Origin of the sequence: Limnobacter sp. 130, from assembly GCF_902506325.1 — a bacterium.
In the GTDB taxonomy this organism is placed as follows: Bacteria; Pseudomonadota; Gammaproteobacteria; order Burkholderiales; family Burkholderiaceae_B; genus Limnobacter.
In genome coordinates this window covers 1009020-1026078 of sequence record NZ_LR732328.1, presented here as the reverse complement: position 1 = coordinate 1026078, position 17059 = coordinate 1009020, and the positions used below count along the sequence as shown (strand labels likewise).

Sequence of the window (17059 nt, the reverse complement as noted above, 5' to 3'; positions counted from 1 at the left end):
ATTGAAACGAAAAAGGTCACCCATCGCTGGGTGACCAAACAAATCCTGTAAACAGATGAGCGGGTTTACAGGCTAGAGGTGATCTGACCGTTCACAACTTTCACACGGTCACCAGACTGCCAGTTGGGAGCGCTGCTAAAGCTGAATACGTCTGAACCGCCAGCGTCGTACTGAACCACTACATCGTATTGCGTAGTCGAATTACGGTCTTTTTCAATTTTGTTACCCAGTACAGCACCGCCGACTACACCAGCCGCTGTGGCCACTTTTTTGCCGCTACCGCCGCCAATTTGATTGCCCAGCAGGCCGCCCACCACACCGCCTGCTACAGCACCGATACCGGAGCCTTCACCTTGAACGGTACGCTGGCGAATTTCAACAACCCGACCACACGTGTTACAAGTGGCGGCTGCTTTTGTTGGGGCTGGTTTGGATGCTGCTTTCTTGGCAGCCGCCTCTTGCTTGGCTTTCGCTTCTTCTTCCAGACGTGCTTTTTCTTCCATCTGGGCTATTTCCTGATCGCTCATGTTGGCGTTGCTGTTGGGGAGCAGGCCGGTCATGGAGGCAATTGCGATACCGGCGGCCAAAATAATGGCAACGGCGGCAGTAATGATCAGGGGGTGAGTACGTTTGATTTCCATTTTCTTTCTCCACACGAAATGTGTATGTGCTGCTAATAACGGGGAGGGTCAGAAAAAGGAATACAAGGATTACTTACTAAGGTATCGCATTGCAGTTTCAAGCCCACCGACCGTGAGGGGGTGCATGCGGTGTTCTATGATATTTTGAATGATTTCAACGCTTTGGCGATATTGCCAAAGCCCTTCGGGTTCCGGATTAAGCCAGACGGCTTTCGGAAATCGATCAAGAAAACGACGCAACCACACTGCGCCAGCTTCCTTGTTATTGTACTCCACCGAACCCCCCGGTTGCAGGATTTCGTATGGGCTCATTGTGGCGTCGCCCACGAATATCAGGCGGTAATCGCTGTTGTAGGTGCGCAGTATGTCGTGGGTCTGAAAGCGTTCGCTGTGGCGGCGGTGGTTCTTTTTCCACAAAAAGTCATAGACACAATTGTGGAAGTAATAAAACTCCAGGTGCTTGAATTCGCTTTTTGCTGCGCTGAATAATTCTTCTGTGCGTCGAATGTGGTCGTCCATCGATCCGCCCACGTCGAGCAGCATCAGTACTTTCACAGAATTGTGTCGCTCGGGGCGCATTTTTAAATCCAGCCAGCCCGCGTTTCGCGCAGTGGATTCAATGGTTTTGTCCAGATCCAGTTCTTCTTGTGCACCTTCACGCGCAAATCTGCGCAGTCGGCGAAGCGCTATTTTGATATTGCGGGTGCCAATTTCCAGTTCATCGTCGTAATCCTGGTACAGGCGCTGATCCCAAACTTTCACGGCACGGCGGTTGCGGCTCTCATCTTGTCCAATTCGAACACCCTCAGGATTAAAGCCGTTGTTGCCGAAAGGCGAGGTGCCGCCAGAACCAATCCACTTGCTACCGCCTTCATGGCGTTCCTTTTGCTCTTTCAGCAGCTCTTTCAAGCGCTCCATCAGCTTGTCCAGCCCGCCCATGGATTCAATGGCTGCCATTTCTTCGGGCGTGAACTCGCGATTGAACCGCTTTTCAAGCCAGTCCTTGGGCAATTGAGCGAACAAATCCATGTTCTTTTCAAGCCCTTTGAAATAGCTGCCAAACACTTGATCAAACCGATCGAAAAAGCGTTCATCTTTTACTAGCGTGAGGCGGGACAAATGGTAGAAGTTGTCCAGGCTGGGCGTCATAAACTGCGCCTTCATCCCTTCAAGCAGGGTGAGGTATTCCCGCACGGTGACGGGAATCTTGGCGTCGCGAAGTTGAAAGAAAAAATCCAGTAACACAGCAAAAGCCTTAATTAGCGACCCTGGCGGGCCATGAACACCAAGCGGTTGAACAGTTCAACGTCTTGCTCGTTTTTCAGCAATGCGCCGTGCATGGGGGGTATGGCTTCTTTGCCGTCTTTGGCTTGCAAGGCACTGGCAGGAATGTCTTCGGCCAGTAGAAGGCGCAGCCAATCAATCAACTCGGATGTGGTGGGTTTTTTCTTCAAGCCGGGCAGGGCACGAATGCCAAAGAAGCTGGCCATGGCCGCATCCAGCAACTCTTTCTTCAAATTCTTGAAGTGAACCGCCACAATGCTTTCCATGGTGGCTTTGTCCGGAAACTGAATGTAATGGAAAAAGCAGCGGCGCAGGAAAGCGTCTGGCAACTCTTTTTCGTTGTTCGATGTGATGATCACGATGGGGCGGTGCTTGGCCTTGATCAACTGCTTGGTTTCGTAGCAAAAGAATTCCATGCGGTCAATTTCACGCAGCAAGTCGTTTGGAAACTCAATGTCGGCCTTGTCAATTTCATCAATCAACAGCACCACAGGTTTGTCACTCTCGAAGGCTTGCCACAACACGCCTTTCACAATGTAGTTTGCGATGTCTTTGACACGTTCTTCGCCCAGTTGCGAATCGCGCAGGCGACTAACCGCGTCGTATTCATACAAGCCTTGTTGTGCTTTCGTGGTGGATTTAATGTGCCACTGCATCAACTCCAGGCCCAGTGATTCAGCCACTTCCTCGGCCAACAGGGTTTTGCCAGTGCCGGGCTCACCCTTGATCAGCAAGGGGCGCTGCAAAGTAATTGCCGCATTGACTGCCAGTTTCAAATCGTCGGTTGCGACGTAGGTTTTGCTACCTTCAAAACGCATTTTTGTAATTCCTTGTAATTCAATATCGCCAGTGTAAGTGCTTTTTGGGGCTTATTTGCTGAATTTTTCATCCAATTTGGTGCTTTCGACTCGCTGTTCGTAGACTAAGCGCCCGATCAACCGTAAAATGGCAAGGTTTTTGCCCAGCGCCACCTATTACACAATATGGCGCGGCTGACCACCAATTACATTTGTTGACGAGAGAGCGAGATGAAACGTATCGGTTTGACTGTTCGCGCAATGAGCGCAATGAGCGCAATCGGCGCAACCGGCCTGTTGGCTGCGGTGGCTTTTGCTACCCCCGCAATGGCTGTCGAAGGCAACGCCGAGGCAGCGGCATCGAAGAAGTCCATGTGCATTGGCTGCCATGGTATTCCCGGTTACAAAGCCAGCTTCCCCGAGGTGTACAGCGTGCCCTATATTGCAGGCCAGAACGCCAAGTACATTGAAGCCGCGTTGATCGCCTACAAAAAAGGCGACCGCAAGCACCCCACCATGCGCGGGATTGCTGAAACGTTGACCGAACAAGACATCGCTGACCTGGCTGCGTACTACGCACAAGCCAAGTGATTTGCAACAAGGACCACTCAATATGAAAACTACATTCGCTATCGCTGCAGCCTTGTTTGCAGCATCATTTTCAGTTCAGGCTGCAGACATTGCCGCTGGCAAGGCCAAGGCCGAAGCACAGTGCGCGGCTTGTCACGCTGTTGAAGGCAACTGGAACAAAACCATGGATCCTTCTTACCCCAAGCTTGCTGGTCAGCACGCGGACTACATTGCAAACACCTTGAAGCAGTATCAGAAGGGCGGACGCAATAATGCAATTATGGTGGGTATGGCTGCTGGTCTGAGCCAGCAAGACATCAATGATCTGTCAGCTTTCTTTGCCTCGGTTGAAGGTGATTTGTACCTGAAAAAATAAATTGGTCTTTCGGGTTTCACCAAACCTGAAACATCATGAAACCCGCTTCAAGCTTCTCGGCTTAGGCGGGTTTTTTATTGGGTAGTTCGATTGGGCGGTTAAACTCCGCTGTGCTCAAGAATGCACTGAATGTAGTTTTCGCTGCTGAATGCGACGCCGTTTTTTTGCTGCTGATAAATTTGTTCAGCCAAACACTCAAACACCTGGTGGGCCGCTTTGTGGTCATCGCCCATTTTCTCGCACAATTTGACGAAGGCTGCCCGAATACCAGGCGGTTGATCAATACTGACTTGCTCGGCCACTGCCAGGTGCATGGACAGGTGCAGAAACGGATTGCTTTGGCCTGCCTCTACCGAGAAGTCCGCAGCAAGAATAGCCTCGGGCTCAGTGTCAAAAATTTCAAAGTATTCGGGGTGTTTGGTCATCCATTGCAAAGCCAGGCTTTCCGCCTCACTCAATGGTTCTTCCTTGTGGTATTTCTTCCAGCTGTTCAAGAAAAACAGTCGTGCTTGGTCGCGTGTGGGGTTGAACATGAAAGGGGCACCTCGTTTTATTGCATCTGTGGGCTATTAAACAGGCACAGACTGAGTCGATTGTTTCTTGGGGGCGTAACTACCGTGCCACCCTGGTTTAGCCATGCTGCTTGACCAAAAACACCAATCCATTCGGTAATCGGGAAATGGGTCAATACTGTGGCAATGTCGTTGTCGTCAGCGTGGCACATTTGGCTGCGCTCAAAACCAGCGAAAAGAATACCCACCTGCGGTGCCTGGTTGTCGAAATGCGCATTGACCGTGGGCATCCATTCGTGAATTTCCCGGTCAATCGCCTTGGGCGTTCTGTGGGCCAAGCGCACTTTTTGCCCTTTTAGTACGGGTGCAGCCAGTCCCAAAGTGCCGTCAGCATGAATTTCCATCACGGGTATCCAGCTTTCGCCTTTTTCGTGAACTACTTGCAAGCGCATACCCACGGGGCGGGGTTGTTCGTTTGGGCATTGAAGCGCTGTGGCAGCCTTTTCATTGCCCACACGAATCAGGAAAAGACCATTGCTTTCCGTCACCGTTTGATAGGGCCCCAGAAAGGTGAGTCCTTCTGAATTCAGAACCAAGGGGTTTTGTACCAATAACTGCGTTGCGCATATGGCTTCGCCGCTAAGGCGACCATGTTCAACACGCGGCATTTTCGCGTAATTTGCGCCGTACGACAACAAACCCAGGGTGTCGGCCTGTACTACGCTTGATTCTGGTTCGAAATCGGCCAGTGTCCAGTGGTCGGTCAGCACTTGCTCGTGCTCAACCATACACAGGTTCAATGCCGCATGCCCGGTCGGAATGTTGTCTTGCGGGGTTTCAAATTCTTTCCCAAACACTGCAACCAGAACGGTGGGTTCGTTGCTGTATACGCGGCCTTGACCCAACAAACCGGAGGCACAGCCACCCCAAACATTCATACAGTTGGTTTTGCTGACACACAGTTGTGCAAGATCTTGTAACAGAGGGGCGAAATGGGGTGTGCACAAAAGAATAACCCGGCTGATATAGTCGGAGTGCCGGCGTAAGCCCGCCTTTTCCACTGCGTCTTCAATCAGCGTAGCCGCGTCCTCAAGCCTGACCTCGGTAAACACTTGAACGCAAATTGCGTGGCTCATGTTGTTTTCTTTTTGAATTCGCACAAGTCCACGATACTACAACGAGTGCATTCCGGTTTGCGTGCTTTGCACACATAGCGTCCATGCAAAATCAGCCAGTGGTGTGCATTTAGCATGAATTCTTGTGGCACCAGCTTTAGCAGGCGTTTTTCAACTTCAAGTACGTCTTTTCCGGGGGCAATTCCAGTGCGGTTGCTGATCCTGAAAATATGCGTATCGACCGCCATGGTGGGTTGTCCAAATGCGGTATTGAGCACCACGTTGGCGGTTTTTCGACCCACACCAGGCAATCTTTCAAGTGCTTCCCGGTCCGCAGGTACCTCGCCATTGTGCTCGTCTCGCAAAATTTCGGCTGTTTGCACAAGGTGCTTGGCTTTTGATCGAAAAAGACCAATGGTCTTAATGTAATCCTCTACGCCCGCAACACCCAACGCTGCAATCGCCGCTGGTGTGTTGGCGACCGCAAACAGCTTGCGCGTAGCAATGTTCACACCTTTGTCCGTGGCTTGTGCACTCAGTAAAACCGCAGCAAGTAATTCAAACGCGGTTGAATATTCAAGCTCGGTTTTTGGTTCCGGGTTGGTCTGCTGAAAACGTTTAAAAATCTCGGTGCGTTTTTCTTTGTTCATGATGATTGTGTCTGTCGCCGTGCCCGCGCCCTGGCCAGCGCGGCCTGTACTACCGCTTTCTTCGCAGCAGCATCAGGGCTGGGGATGTCATCGAGTTCGTCCAGTTTGTGAATTGCCTTGGCTTCGAGTCTTTCCGACTGCTCGTCTTTTTGACGTATCAAGCGTATTTCCCTGGTCTGCATTCGCGCACGGGCCGCATGCGCCTGGGTTTGATCCCAAGCGCTGAATTCCGGTATGAACACCATGTCGATGCAGTCAACCGGACAGGGAGGAATGCACAGCTCACAGCCCGTGCAGAGTTCAGCCAAGACCGCATGTCTGCGTTTGCTGCTGCCAACGATGGCATCAACTGGGCACGCCTTGATGCACAAGGTGCAGCCAATGCAATGCTGGGGGTTGATGCTCGCAATGTGTCGCTCAATGGTTGAGCCGCAGTTGGGGTCTACAGGTTTTTCTGGAAGATTGAGAAGTGCAGACAATGCCGCAATGGTGGTCTCGCCGCCTGGGGGGCAACGGTTCAGGTCAGCCTCTTGTCGGGCCAAGGCATTGGCATAAGGCAAGCAGCCCTCAAACCCGCATTGTGTGCATTGGGTTTGAGGAAGTAGATCGTCTATCTGTTGTACAAGTTGCTCATGCATTCTTGGCTATGAATTCGCGGATTTTCGGGTAAACCTTTTCACGCCAACGGCGACCGCTGAAGATACCATAGTGTCCGCACTCCATGGCTTCGTAATGCTCTTTCTTGTCCGCAGGCAGGTTTTTACACAGCTTGAGTGCGGCTTTGGTTTGGCCTGGGCCTGAAATGTCATCGAGCTCGCCTTCAATGGTCAGCAGGGCAACGGTTTTTACATCTTCCGGTTTTACGTGGTGACCTCGAACTTCCCAGGTGCCCAGCGGCAAAGCATGGTCCTGGAATACGGTTTTGATGGTGTCCAGGTAGTATTCAGCCGGCATGTCCAGCACGGCATTGTATTCATCATAAAACTGGCGGTGGCTCTCAGCGCTTTCGCCATCACCCTCAACCAGGTGCATGTAAAAGTCGTAATGACTTTGCGTGTGTTTGTCGGGGTTCATGCTGACAAAGCCCAAGTGCTGTAAAAAGCCGGGGTACACGCGGCGCAGGTAGCCAGGGTAGGTGTGTGGCACGCTGTAAATCACATTGTTTTCAAACCAGGAGTAGGGCTTTTTCATGGCCAGGTTGTTCACTTCCGTGGGGCTTTCGCGGGTGTCAATCGGGCCGCCCATCATGGTCATGCTTTTGGCTTGTTTGGGGTCTTTGTTCGACGCCATCAGCGAGACCGCAGCCATAACCGGCACGGTGGGTTGGCACACTGAAATCAAATGTACATCGGGACCCAGCAACTGAATGAATTCGATGCAGTAATGTACATAGTCATCGAGGTGGAACTCACCTTCGGACAGGGGCACCATGCGGGCATCTACCCAATCGGTGATGAATACATCGTGGTCTTGCAACAGGGTTTTGACTGTGTCGCGCAGCAAGGTGGAGTGGTGGCCCGACAACGGCGCAAACACCAAAACCTTGGGCTGGGCTTTGAGGGGTTTGGATTCAGCAGGGATCATTTTCCGGAAATGGATCAGCTTGCAGAAAGGTTTGGTTTCAACGATTTCCTGGGCAATCGACACTTCACGGTCGCCGCATTTGACAGTGGTGATTCCGAAGTCGGGTTTTTCGTACTCTTTGCCCAAACGGTACATCAGCTCGAAACCAGCGGAAATTCGACGTGCCATCGGCAAATGGGCCAATGGGCTGAACGGGTTGCTGTACAGCTTGGAGCCAGCTTCGGCCCAGATGGTCATTGGGTTGAGTAGTGCGCGCTGGAATTCGTGCATTTGATACAGCATGGGGTGCCTCCGGCTTTATTAGGCGATTGTCATGGTTTGACAATGATGTGTCAGGGTACTAAAGATTATCGTGCAAACATTGTTGCATTGCAACATGTTTGAGTGATTCTTCGATTACCAGTAGTTTTCAACGGCAATTTCACCAGGGCTGTTTCGGCGTGCAGGGGAATAGCCTTTTGATTTCAATACTTTACGAATATCGGTGACCATCTCGGGGTTGCCACAAATCATGAAACGGCTGCGTTCAATGTTGATGGGTAAACCAGTATATTCGGTCAAGGCACCTTGTTCCAGTAGCGTGGTAATTCGCTCGCTCAAACAGTTGTGGACTTTTTCACGGGTAACCACCGGCACATAAACAAAGCGTTTTTTGACGTTGTCAATCAGTTCACTGAGCACTGGGTGTTCAACAAAACCATTGATCATCTCTTGATAGACCAGTTCTTCGGCTGTGCGGGCGCTGTGAACCAGCACAATGTTTTCAAACTGTTCCCAAGTGTGTGGGTCGTGAAGAATCGAAAGAAATGGTGCCAGGCCAGTACCTGATCCCAACAGCCAAAGGTCGTTGCCGGTTTCGAATCGTGCCGTGGTGAGGAAACCAAAGTTGGTTTTGTCGATGTAGATAGGAGATCCCACCTGAAGCTGGCTTAGGTGGCTTGTGAAAGCACCGTCGGGAACGACAATTGAGAAAAACTCGAGATGTTCATCAAACGGGCCTGACACCATGGAGTAGGCTCGCCAGATGATTTCAGGTTCGCCCGGCAATTGCAGGGTGTTGTCTACGCCCAGCCTTGCGAATTGCCCCGCTGTGAAGCGAAAGCCCGCTGGCCGGCTACAAGTGAAGGAAAACAATTTGCCCGGCACCCAGACACGTACGCTGGTAATTGTTTCCCGGGTGTATTTGTCTTCAACTTCACTCATTGAACTACTCGATTGGAACTGCCTCGAGGTTGATTATTTCTCAAGGTATTGCAACTTGTCTTGGACGTCTTTCCAGTCATCGGCATCGGGCAGGTGCGCTTTCATGCGTGTGATACTTGGCCAGTCTTTGGCCAGCTCCACGTTCATGTCAATGAACTTGACCTGAGCAGCGGGTACGTCTTCTTCGGCATAAATTGCATTGACAGGGCATTCAGGAATGCAAACAGCACAATCGATGCATTCGTCGGGATCGATCACCAAAAAATTGGGACCTTCGCGGAAACAGTCGACTGGGCAAACATCCACACAATCGGTGTATTTGCATTTAATGCAAGACTCGGTAACTACGTGTGTCATGGTGAAAATGATTGGTTAAGCAAGATAACAAGTCATTGTAATCGATTGGGCTGCATTGCACCTGAACCTCCGCTCGAATTTACCAATTGGCATGGGGCATACCCTAGGGGCGATTGCGGCGTGCTTTTTCTATAATGATTGTTACGAATACCTGTGTTGGGTAATAACTACTCGCGGCTTCGAGCCGCACTTAAAGGTGTACTTTGAGCCAATCTTTCAATGACGATGATCTGGATACCTCCGCGGCGCGGTCAGAAATTCTGAATCGGATTCGCAGCCTTCAATCCCGGCCTGAAACGATGCACGACAATGAAATGACTCTGGCCAAGAGTTATATGACCCGAAAAACCCGAGGCCCGGCCCCCAGCCCGGTTGAACACGTGGTTGCCCTGTTTGAGGAAAAATCCAGGGCGATGCTGTGTACGGTGCAACGGGTAAAGTCTCTTGGCGAGGTGACTCAAGCTTGCGCTTCTTACCTTGCCGAGAATGAATTAGCCGGTACCGTTGCCATTTGGCCAGCATTGAATGAACTTGACTGGTCGGTTTTGCCGCATGAGAAGCGCCTTGGCGCACCCACCGGTGACGACTTGATTGGTATCAGCGCAGTGGCCTGTGCGGTGGCTGAAACCGGTACGCTGGTGTTTGCCAGCAAAGTAGATGAACCCGCAAGTACACACCTTTTGCCTGAAACACACATTGCAATTGTTCGCGATGACCAAGTGGTGCACACCATGGAAGATGCATTTGAGCTTTTGCGAAAAGAAGGGCGTGTCATGCCACGTGCGCTGAATTTTGTGTCTGGCCCATCGCGCACGGCAGACATTGAGCAAACAATTGTTTTGGGTGCCCATGGCCCCTATCGAGTGCATCTTATTCTGGTCGGTAAATAAGTATGCGCGACGATTCCCGGCGACGTTTTGTACAAAAGGCTTTGGTGGCAGGCGCTGCAGGAGCCATGGCGGCCCCTGTGCTTGCCCAGTCAGCTGCTTCGGTCAAAACAGCAAAGCCAATTGTGTTCAAGTTTCAGAGCACCTGGCCCACCAAAGACATTTTCAATGAGTTTGCCCAAGACTTTGCCAAAAAGGTGAACGACATGTCGGGCGGCGAGCTGCGTATCGATGTGTACCCCACCAACAGCATCGTCAAAGCGTTCGGTATTCAAAATGCCGTGCACAAGGGGCAGCTCGACGGCGGTCACGGAGTCCCCACCTATTGGCACGATCGCCATGCGGCGTTTTCCCTGTTTGGAAGTGGCCCGAGCTTCGGTATGAGTTCGAACCAGATCCTGGCCTGGTTTCAGTACGGTGGCGGTCAACAGCTCTACGACGAGTTGGTTCAAAAAGAAATGAACCTGAACATTCAGGGCTTTATGTACGGGCCTTTGACACCACAACCTTTGGGGTGGTTTAAAAATCGCATCGAGAGCATCAAGGATCTCGACAAAATGCGTTTTCGGGCTGTGGGGCTTGCAGCTGAGGTATTCAAAGAACTTGGCTTGATCACCACGGCCTTGCAACCTGCAGACATTGTGCCCTGGCTGGACAAAGGTTTGATTGATGCCGCGGAGTTCAACAACCCCAGTTCAGACCGCGCCCTGGGTTTTCCCAGCGTGTCTTCGGTGTGCATGATTCGAAGCTTTCATCAAAGCAGTGAAGTGTTTGAGGTTATTTTCAACAAACAACGTTTTGACAGCTTGCCCTTTGCCATGCGTTCCATTATTCGGTACGCCTTGCAGGCCTCGTCAGCCGATTTAAGCTGGAAGGCCTCCGACCGGTTTTCAACTGACTACGAGGAAATGCGCCGCAAGCAGGGTGTTCGGTATTACGTCACACCCGATGATATTTTGAAGGCGCAGCTGACCGCGTGGCGTAAAATTATCGCCAGGGAATCGGCCAACAGTCGAATTTTCAAACGAATTATTGATTCTCAAATGCGCTTTGCCAAGCGAGTTGTGGGCTTTGAGAATGATCTGACACCTTCATCTAAAATGGCGTTCGATTTTTGGTTCTCTACCGTGTGAACTCGCGCTGGGTTAATATGCGGCTATAACACCTTCAAGAGTGAGCCGATATGTCTGATATTCATGCCCGCAAAGCACACAATTTAACCCTGGAAGAAGCCAGGCAAACTGCCCAAAAATTGGCTGATCAACTGCAAAAAGAATTCCAGCTGGATAGTCAATGGCAGGGCAACACCCTGAATTTCACGCGCTCTGGTGTGAAAGGCAAGCTTGATGTCACTGACAAAGACGTGACCGTTGATATTTCCCTGGGCTTTATGTTGAAAGCATTCAAGGGGAAAATTCAGGCTGAAATCGACAAAAATATCGACAAAATGTTTGCCTGAAAAAGCAGTTGACGTTCACTCAGGATTTCACGGCGAGAAAGTCGGCCACGCTGGGATAGCGCAGGCGGAATCCCAGTTTTCTCTGGTTCATTGATTCAATACGCCGTGATTCCGACATGAAGCTCCACATCATGGGGCTGACCATTTGTTTCACTTCCGCTCTTGAATAGCGGGGTGGGCGTGGCAGTTGAAATGCGTCGGCCACCAAGTCAAAGTAGTCTCCCATTTTGCTGGGTTTGGAATCGCAAGCGTTCAGTACCTCAAATACACCACCCTTGTAGTTTACCCAGCGGCTTAAACGGCCCAAATCCAGTTCGTGAATGTGGTTGGACCATGCGTCTTCATCGGGCAGCAAGGCGGGTGTGCCATTTTTAATTCGATCGATTGGCAAGCGGTTGTCACCATAAATACCCGGGGCACGAAGCAGGTGAACATGTACGCCAAGTTTTAAACCCATTCGCAGTTGTTGCTCTGCATGGACTCGCCGTTTGGCCCTGTCCGATTGTGCATTCAACGGTGTGTATTCGTTGATCCATTGCCCTTGCGCATTACCGTAAACGCCGGTTGTTGATACATAGCTAATGCGCGGTGCAGGTTTGTTGTGCACCTTTGCGCGCGTGGCGGCCCACAAAATCAGTTTCTTCAGTGTGTTGTCTGTTTGTATAGTCGAGTTGGGTGGTGCCATCCAGATAATTCGGTGCCCCAGCGCGATCAAACGCAGCAGCGAGCTTTTTGAATTCAGGTCAATGGCCAGTGGGCGAGCCTTGTGTGCCAAGATGGCGGCACGCTTTGCCTCAGTCTCCGCCCCAGGGCGATAAGTCGCTGTAAAATGTTGATCTGGAAAGGTTTGCAACAAGACCAAGCCCACTTGCCCGCAGCCTGCAACGCTCACATTGCTTTGCCTGAAGCGACGGGGCAAACTGCGTTTGAAAAATAGCCCGTCGGGTTTGTCGATGTCACGGAAAGTAGTTTGATGATTCACAACGTAGAAATTCTTCCCAGTCAAAAACAGTATGAATGCGAGTCTGATGACACTTTGTTGTCGGCAGCACTGCGCGCAAATGTCATTTTGCCATATGGCTGCAAAGACGGCGCATGTGGATCGTGCAAGGCTGATTTGATTGAAGGTCAGGTGGATTACGGCACCTACCAGTCGCGTGCGTTAAGCGAAGAAGAGCGCGTGCGCGGAAAAGTACTCACCTGCTGTGCAAAGCCCTTGAGCCCGGTGAAGTTGAAGGTACGAGAACTTTCCGGTTTGGGTGATATACCCATTAAAAAAATGCCTTGCCGTTTGCAAAGTATCGAGAAACCCGCGACCGATGTGGCTGTTCTCAAATTGCAATTGCCCGCCAATGAAGTGCTGCAATTCAATGCGGGGCAGTACATTGAGTTCATGTTGCGTGACGGGTCTCGCCGCAGCTATTCCTTGGCCAATGCGCCGTATCAAGAGGGTGGCATCGAGCTGCACATTCGACACATGCCAGGCGGTTTGTTCACTGATCGTGTATTCAGCACGATGAAAGAACGAGAGATTTTGCGTTTTGAAGGACCATTCGGTACATTTTTCTTGCGTGATGATTCTACAAAACCAGTGGTTCTGCTTGCCAGCGGTACTGGCTTTGCCCCCATTAAATCATTGCTTGAACAGGCTTTCTTTAAAAACAATACGCGCGACTTCGTATTGTATTGGGGGGCGCGAACCAAGGCAGATTTGTACATGCTGGATTTGCCAATGCAATGGACTGCCGAGTATTCAAATTTCAAATTTGTTCCTGTGCTTTCCGATGCCACTGCCGATTGCAACTGGACAGGAAGAACCGGGTTTGTGCACCAGGCCGTGATTCAAGACTTTCCTGATTTGAGTGGGCACCAGGTATATGCCTGCGGCGCACCCATTGTGATCGAGTCGGCCCAGCGTGATTTCACTGCGCAATGTGGCTTGCCCGACGATGAGTTTTACGCCGACTCATTTACGTCCATGGCCGATGCACAATAAATTCACTTCGATTTATTGCGACACTTGTCCCAGATAAGTTTCACGAATTCTGGGGTCATTGATCAACTCACTGGCCAGGCCCTCGTACTCGATCAAGCCTGAGTCCATCACGTAAGCGCGGTTGGCAAGTTGCAAGGCAATGTGCGCATTCTGCTCCACCAGCAAAATTGTCATGCCTTCACGGTGCACCTGTTCAATGACTTCAAAAATTTTCTCGACCATCAAGGGGGCCAGGCCCATGCTGGGCTCGTCCAGTAACAGTAACTTGGGTTTTCCCATTAAGGCGCGGGCCACCGCCAGCATTTGTTGCTCTCCGCCGCTCAAGGTTCCAGCGGATTGTTTCAGTCGTTCCTTGATGCGTGGGAACAGAGTCAGCATTTTCTCGAGATCAGCAAGAATTTGTGCCTTGGGTACACCGGCCTGAAGGCGTATGTTGGCGCCCAGTTCAAGATTCTCAAGTACTGTCATTCGGGTAAAAATTCCTCGACCCTCGGGTACCAAGGCCAATCCGTTGGGCAGCCTTTGGTGCGCAGGCAGGGTTGTCAGGTCGATCGTTTCATTGAACCTGGCAGTGTGGGCTTGAAATGGCAGAAGGCCTGCAATGGCTTTCATGGTCGAGGTTTTGCCTGCTCCATTGCAACCGATCAGGCACACCAGTTCCCCCTGCTGTACCTGAAAACTTAAACCTTTGACCGCTTGAATGCCGCCATAGGCCACTGTAAGGCCTTGAATGTGGAGCATGGCTTCAGCCATGGTGAAGCCCTCCCAAATAGGCTTCAATCACGGCAGGGTTCTGCTGGACTTGTACTGGTGTACCTTGGGCGATGACTTTGCCGTAGTCGAGCACAGTCACCTGATCACAAATGCCCATGACCAGTTTGACATCGTGTTCGATCAGCAATATCGATTTTCCGTCCTCTCGAATTTGAAGCAATAGCTCACGCAGTTTCAATTTCTCGCTGGCATTCATGCCCGCGGCTGGTTCATCCAGAGCAAGCAGTGCGGGTTCGCTGGCCAAGGCCCGTGCTATTTCCAGGCGTCGCTGATCGCCGTAGGACAATTGCCCCGCAAGGTGATTGCCGTAAGCGCCAATGCCAACGTAATTTAACCAATGCTCGGCCCGTTGTTGAATGTGTTGTTCCTCACGGCGCTGCGCCGGGGTGCGAAGCACCGCACCCAATACACCTTGACGTGTTTTGCCGTGCATCCCTACCGCTATATTTTCAAGCGCCGTCATGCTTTTGAACAAACGGATGTTTTGAAAGGTCCGTGCCAACCCCATACGCGCAATCACATGGGGTGAAGCTGGTTTGTAGACTTTTCCCTTAAATGCCAGCTGGCCGCCATCGGGCATATACAACCCTGTGATCAAGTTAAAACAGGTGGTTTTGCCAGCGCCGTTCGGACCGATCAGTCCGACAACTTCCCCTGCCTGAATGCTCAAGCTGACATCATCGACAGCTGCAATGCCGCCGAAACTTTTCTTAAGGTGAGTGGCGCTAAACAAAGTTGTGCTCATTTGCGTTGTGGCCAAAGCCCCTCTGGGCGATACAGCATTACCAAGACCATGGTGAGGCCGTAAATTAGAGAGCGCAGAATTTCTGCATCCAACAGCACGGTGCCAAATAAAAACTCTTGAACAGGGGTAACCACTTGCCGAAGAATTTCAGGGAAACCAGCCAGCAACAATGCGCCTAAAACTACACCTGGAATGTGGCCCATGCCACCCAGTACCACCATGCAAAGCACAATGATCGATTCCATCAAACCAAAAGATTCCGGGCTGACAAAGCCCTGGAAGGCAGAGAACATGGCACCCGCAACACCACCAAACGAGGCCCCCAGCGCAAAGGCCAACAGCTTCATGTTGCGGGTGTTGATACCCATGGATTTTGCTGCGGTTTCGTCGTCTCGAATCGCTGTCCACGCGCGGCCAATTCGACTGTGTTGCAGGCGCATGCACACCACGATGATGATCAGCGTGAGTGCCAGAAACAAGTAGTAGTAAAGGTGAAGTGCTGGCACATCGATGCCGAAAATATCGACCGTGCGTGAAAAGCGAACACCTGCTATTTGAACAGGCTCAATCATGTTGATGCCCTGCGGACCATTGGTAATGTTGACAGGTGCATTCAGGTTGTTCAAAAAGAGTCGAACGATTTCGCCAAACCCCAAGGTAACAATTGCCAGGTAGTCGCCCCGCAGTCGAAGCGTGGGGGCGCCGAGCAGCACACCGAAAATTGCAGCGATCAATGCACCCAAGGGAATCATCAGCCAGATCGAAAGATGCAGGCCTTCTGGAAACAGCGCGGCAACGGTTTCGAAGTTATCCGTTAAATGGGGAGAGGCGAGCAAACCGTAAACGTAAGCGCCTACTGCATAAAAAGCGATGTAACCCAGATCGAGTAACCCGGCAAAGCCAACCACGATATTCAGGCCCAAGGCCAGCATCACATATAGCAATGCTATGTTCAGGATGCGAACCCAGCTGTTACCAATTAAACCTGCTACCCAAGGCAAAGCAGCCAGTGCAATTGCAACCAGCAAAAATCCGATGATTTGTTGATGGCGGTTGGACAATTTGCTCATGCGCGATCCGACACCCTTTCGCCCAACAGACCGGATGGTCGAAGGGTGAGCACCAAAATCAACACGGCAAAGGCAAAAATATCCTGATAGTGAGAACCCAGAAAGCCGCCGGTTAATTGGCCTAAGTAACCGGCACCAAGGCTTTCGACAATTCCCAAAAGCAGACCACCCAACATGGCGCCGTAGATGTTGCCAATACCGCCAAGTACTGCAGCCGTGAAGGCTTTTAGCCCAGGTAAAAAGCCCATGTAAAAATGGGCCACTGAATAATTGGCTGCCACCATGACACCGGCCACACCCGCCAAAGCTGCACCAATGACGAATGTTGCGGCGATCACTGAATTTGCGTTGATTCCCATAAGCCCGGCCAGTTGCGGATTCTCGGATGTGGCACGCATGGCCTTGCCCAGACGGGTTTTGTTCACTGTGTAGGTAAGGCCAAACATAAGCGCAGCCGACACCACAACGATAAGAAGTTGCACGGGGGTGATGGAAACAATCCTTTCATAATCGCTTTCTGCGATTGGTGCAAAGGTGTGTAAAACGATGGGGTCTGTGGGTAAGGTGGCTGGAAATATCAGGTAATTGCGCCCCCAAATAATCATGGCGAGAGTTTGCAAAATAATTGATACGCCGATTGCAGAAATTAAAGGGGCAAGGCGTGGTGCATTTCTTAAGGGACGGTACGCAAAGCGTTCAATTGAGAAGCTGACCAACATGCACACGGGCACTGCGCACAGTACGCCTACCAGGAAAAGTATCCAGCCAGGCGTTTCTGGAAATATGCCGACAAACACAGTAATGGCGCTGAAAGCGACCATGGCGCCGATCATGACGACTTCGCCATGTGCAAAATTGATCAAGCCCAATACGCCGTAAACCATGGTGTATCCGAGTGCCACCAAGGCATAAATACTGCCCAGCACCAAGCCGTTGATCAGTTGTTGCGCAAAAATATCCATGTACGCCAAAGCAGTTGAAATAAGGTGTGTCGGAAAAAGAATAGAGCAATTCGCGCGAAAGTACTGCGAAATTTTTC

21 protein-coding genes are annotated in these 17059 nt (G+C 51.1%); 6 read left to right on the top strand and 15 right to left on the bottom strand.

The window, feature by feature from the left end:
• Positions 1-65 precede the first annotated feature (65 nt).
• The 3 genes from FRIGORI9N_RS04865 to FRIGORI9N_RS04855 form a co-directional block, all read right to left on the bottom strand.
• Positions 66-641 (bottom strand): glycine zipper 2TM domain-containing protein, encoded by a 576-nt coding sequence (locus FRIGORI9N_RS04865; protein WP_159568726.1) that lies wholly within the window; start codon positions 639-641, stop codon positions 66-68.
• Positions 642-710: 69 nt separating this feature from the next.
• A complete protein-coding gene (locus tag FRIGORI9N_RS04860) occupies positions 711-1886 on the bottom strand; it encodes a VWA domain-containing protein (protein ID WP_159568725.1) in 1176 nt (391 codons plus the stop codon).
• A 14-nt stretch (positions 1887-1900) separates the two neighbouring features.
• Positions 1901-2743: a MoxR family ATPase gene (locus tag FRIGORI9N_RS04855; protein ID WP_159568724.1), complete on the bottom strand. Its 843-nt coding sequence runs from the start codon at positions 2741-2743 to the stop codon at positions 1901-1903.
• A 306-nt stretch (positions 2744-3049) separates the two neighbouring features.
• Between FRIGORI9N_RS04855 and FRIGORI9N_RS04850 the strand changes: the two genes are divergently transcribed.
• The gene (locus FRIGORI9N_RS04850; RefSeq protein WP_236550839.1) at positions 3050-3313 is read left to right on the top strand and encodes a c-type cytochrome; all 264 of its coding nucleotides are present in this window, start codon (positions 3050-3052) and stop codon (positions 3311-3313) included.
• A 22-nt stretch (positions 3314-3335) separates the two neighbouring features.
• Positions 3336-3668 (top strand): cytochrome c, encoded by a 333-nt coding sequence (locus tag FRIGORI9N_RS04845; protein ID WP_159568723.1) that lies wholly within the window; start codon positions 3336-3338, stop codon positions 3666-3668.
• Positions 3669-3766: 98 nt separating this feature from the next.
• Here FRIGORI9N_RS04845 and FRIGORI9N_RS04840 read toward each other — a convergent pair whose 3' ends face one another.
• The 7 genes from FRIGORI9N_RS04840 to fdxA form a co-directional block, all read right to left on the bottom strand.
• Positions 3767-4201: a DUF1841 family protein gene (locus FRIGORI9N_RS04840; RefSeq protein ID WP_159568722.1), complete on the bottom strand. Its 435-nt coding sequence runs from the start codon at positions 4199-4201 to the stop codon at positions 3767-3769.
• 17 nt (positions 4202-4218) lie between these two features.
• On the bottom strand, positions 4219-5316 hold the full coding sequence (locus tag FRIGORI9N_RS04835; protein WP_159568721.1) for a hypothetical protein: 1098 nt from the start codon (positions 5314-5316) through the stop codon (positions 4219-4221).
• Complete coding sequence (gene nth, locus FRIGORI9N_RS04830) at positions 5313-5945, bottom strand: endonuclease III (RefSeq protein WP_159568720.1); 633 nt, start codon at positions 5943-5945, stop codon at positions 5313-5315. The genes FRIGORI9N_RS04835 and nth overlap by 4 nt, the downstream gene beginning before the upstream one ends.
• On the bottom strand, positions 5942-6583 hold the full coding sequence (locus tag FRIGORI9N_RS04825) for an RnfABCDGE type electron transport complex subunit B (protein ID WP_159568719.1): 642 nt from the start codon (positions 6581-6583) through the stop codon (positions 5942-5944). The genes nth and FRIGORI9N_RS04825 overlap by 4 nt, the downstream gene beginning before the upstream one ends.
• Entirely contained in the window at positions 6576-7811 is a 1236-nt protein-coding gene (locus FRIGORI9N_RS04820; protein WP_159568718.1) for a polyhydroxyalkanoate depolymerase, read from the bottom strand. The genes FRIGORI9N_RS04825 and FRIGORI9N_RS04820 overlap by 8 nt, the downstream gene beginning before the upstream one ends.
• A gap of 114 nt (positions 7812-7925) precedes the next feature.
• Positions 7926-8732: a ferredoxin--NADP reductase gene (locus FRIGORI9N_RS04815; protein WP_159568717.1), complete on the bottom strand. Its 807-nt coding sequence runs from the start codon at positions 8730-8732 to the stop codon at positions 7926-7928.
• Between the two features lie 33 nt (positions 8733-8765).
• Entirely contained in the window at positions 8766-9089 is a 324-nt protein-coding gene (gene fdxA / locus FRIGORI9N_RS04810) for a ferredoxin FdxA (RefSeq protein WP_159568716.1), read from the bottom strand.
• A gap of 203 nt (positions 9090-9292) precedes the next feature.
• Here fdxA and FRIGORI9N_RS04805 point away from each other — a divergent pair, with 203 nt between their 5' ends.
• From FRIGORI9N_RS04805 to FRIGORI9N_RS04795, 3 genes are read left to right on the top strand one after another with little or no spacing between them, the layout of a single operon-like run.
• Positions 9293-9979: a lactate utilization protein C gene (locus FRIGORI9N_RS04805; protein ID WP_236550800.1), complete on the top strand. Its 687-nt coding sequence runs from the start codon at positions 9293-9295 to the stop codon at positions 9977-9979.
• Between the two features lie 2 nt (positions 9980-9981).
• Positions 9982-11109, top strand: a complete 1128-nt coding sequence (locus tag FRIGORI9N_RS04800; RefSeq protein ID WP_159568715.1) for a TRAP transporter substrate-binding protein — start codon at positions 9982-9984, stop codon at positions 11107-11109.
• Between the two features lie 50 nt (positions 11110-11159).
• On the top strand, positions 11160-11435 hold the full coding sequence (locus FRIGORI9N_RS04795; RefSeq protein WP_159568714.1) for a polyhydroxyalkanoic acid system family protein: 276 nt from the start codon (positions 11160-11162) through the stop codon (positions 11433-11435).
• Positions 11436-11454: 19 nt separating this feature from the next.
• Here FRIGORI9N_RS04795 and FRIGORI9N_RS04790 read toward each other — a convergent pair whose 3' ends face one another.
• A complete protein-coding gene (locus FRIGORI9N_RS04790) occupies positions 11455-12417 on the bottom strand; it encodes an SDR family NAD(P)-dependent oxidoreductase (RefSeq protein WP_159568713.1) in 963 nt (320 codons plus the stop codon).
• On the opposite strand from FRIGORI9N_RS04790, the gene FRIGORI9N_RS04785 reads away from it, so the two are divergent.
• Positions 12409-13431: a CDP-6-deoxy-delta-3,4-glucoseen reductase gene (locus FRIGORI9N_RS04785; protein ID WP_159568712.1), complete on the top strand. Its 1023-nt coding sequence runs from the start codon at positions 12409-12411 to the stop codon at positions 13429-13431. The two genes, FRIGORI9N_RS04790 and FRIGORI9N_RS04785, sit on opposite strands and share 9 nt — an antisense overlap.
• 12 nt (positions 13432-13443) lie before the next feature.
• Here FRIGORI9N_RS04785 and FRIGORI9N_RS04780 read toward each other — a convergent pair whose 3' ends face one another.
• From FRIGORI9N_RS04780 to FRIGORI9N_RS04765, 4 genes are read right to left on the bottom strand one after another with little or no spacing between them, the layout of a single operon-like run.
• Positions 13444-14184, bottom strand: coding sequence for an ABC transporter ATP-binding protein (locus tag FRIGORI9N_RS04780; protein WP_159568711.1), 741 nt, complete (start codon positions 14182-14184; stop codon positions 13444-13446).
• Positions 14177-14950, bottom strand: coding sequence for an ABC transporter ATP-binding protein (locus FRIGORI9N_RS04775; protein WP_159568710.1), 774 nt, complete (start codon positions 14948-14950; stop codon positions 14177-14179). The genes FRIGORI9N_RS04780 and FRIGORI9N_RS04775 overlap by 8 nt, the downstream gene beginning before the upstream one ends.
• Positions 14947-16020, bottom strand: a complete 1074-nt coding sequence (locus tag FRIGORI9N_RS04770; RefSeq protein WP_159568709.1) for an ABC transporter ATP-binding protein — start codon at positions 16018-16020, stop codon at positions 14947-14949. The genes FRIGORI9N_RS04775 and FRIGORI9N_RS04770 overlap by 4 nt, the downstream gene beginning before the upstream one ends.
• A complete protein-coding gene (locus tag FRIGORI9N_RS04765; protein ID WP_371717159.1) occupies positions 16017-16904 on the bottom strand; it encodes a branched-chain amino acid ABC transporter permease in 888 nt (295 codons plus the stop codon). Before FRIGORI9N_RS04765 ends, FRIGORI9N_RS04770 begins: the two co-directional genes overlap by 4 nt.
• Between the last annotated feature and the right edge of the window lie 155 nt (positions 16905-17059).

Excerpts from the sequence above, each read along its gene's own strand:
- FRIGORI9N_RS04865 (WP_159568726.1), bottom strand. The coding sequence starts at position 641 with ATGGAAATCAAACGTACTCACCCCCTGATCATTACTGCCGCCGTTGCC.
- FRIGORI9N_RS04855 (WP_159568724.1), bottom strand. The coding sequence starts at position 2,743 with ATGCGTTTTGAAGGTAGCAAAACCTACGTCGCAACCGACGATTTGAAA.
- FRIGORI9N_RS04850 (WP_236550839.1), top strand. The coding sequence starts at position 3,050 with ATGGCTGTCGAAGGCAACGCCGAGGCAGCGGCATCGAAGAAGTCCATG.
- FRIGORI9N_RS04845 (WP_159568723.1), top strand. The coding sequence starts at position 3,336 with ATGAAAACTACATTCGCTATCGCTGCAGCCTTGTTTGCAGCATCATTT.
- FRIGORI9N_RS04840 (WP_159568722.1), bottom strand. The coding sequence starts at position 4,201 with ATGTTCAACCCCACACGCGACCAAGCACGACTGTTTTTCTTGAACAGC.
- FRIGORI9N_RS04835 (WP_159568721.1), bottom strand. The coding sequence starts at position 5,316 with ATGAGCCACGCAATTTGCGTTCAAGTGTTTACCGAGGTCAGGCTTGAG.
- nth (WP_159568720.1), bottom strand. The coding sequence starts at position 5,945 with ATGAACAAAGAAAAACGCACCGAGATTTTTAAACGTTTTCAGCAGACC.
- FRIGORI9N_RS04825 (WP_159568719.1), bottom strand. The coding sequence starts at position 6,583 with ATGCATGAGCAACTTGTACAACAGATAGACGATCTACTTCCTCAAACC.
- FRIGORI9N_RS04820 (WP_159568718.1), bottom strand. The coding sequence starts at position 7,811 with ATGCTGTATCAAATGCACGAATTCCAGCGCGCACTACTCAACCCAATG.
- FRIGORI9N_RS04815 (WP_159568717.1), bottom strand. The coding sequence starts at position 8,732 with ATGAGTGAAGTTGAAGACAAATACACCCGGGAAACAATTACCAGCGTA.
- fdxA (WP_159568716.1), bottom strand. The coding sequence starts at position 9,089 with ATGACACACGTAGTTACCGAGTCTTGCATTAAATGCAAATACACCGAT.
- FRIGORI9N_RS04800 (WP_159568715.1), top strand. The coding sequence starts at position 9,982 with ATGCGCGACGATTCCCGGCGACGTTTTGTACAAAAGGCTTTGGTGGCA.
- FRIGORI9N_RS04795 (WP_159568714.1), top strand. The coding sequence starts at position 11,160 with ATGTCTGATATTCATGCCCGCAAAGCACACAATTTAACCCTGGAAGAA.
- FRIGORI9N_RS04785 (WP_159568712.1), top strand. The coding sequence starts at position 12,409 with ATGATTCACAACGTAGAAATTCTTCCCAGTCAAAAACAGTATGAATGC.
- FRIGORI9N_RS04780 (WP_159568711.1), bottom strand. The coding sequence starts at position 14,184 with ATGGCTGAAGCCATGCTCCACATTCAAGGCCTTACAGTGGCCTATGGC.
- FRIGORI9N_RS04775 (WP_159568710.1), bottom strand. The coding sequence starts at position 14,950 with ATGAGCACAACTTTGTTTAGCGCCACTCACCTTAAGAAAAGTTTCGGC.
- FRIGORI9N_RS04770 (WP_159568709.1), bottom strand. The coding sequence starts at position 16,020 with ATGAGCAAATTGTCCAACCGCCATCAACAAATCATCGGATTTTTGCTG.
- FRIGORI9N_RS04765 (WP_371717159.1), bottom strand. The coding sequence starts at position 16,904 with ATGGTTTACGGCGTATTGGGCTTGATCAATTTTGCACATGGCGAAGTC.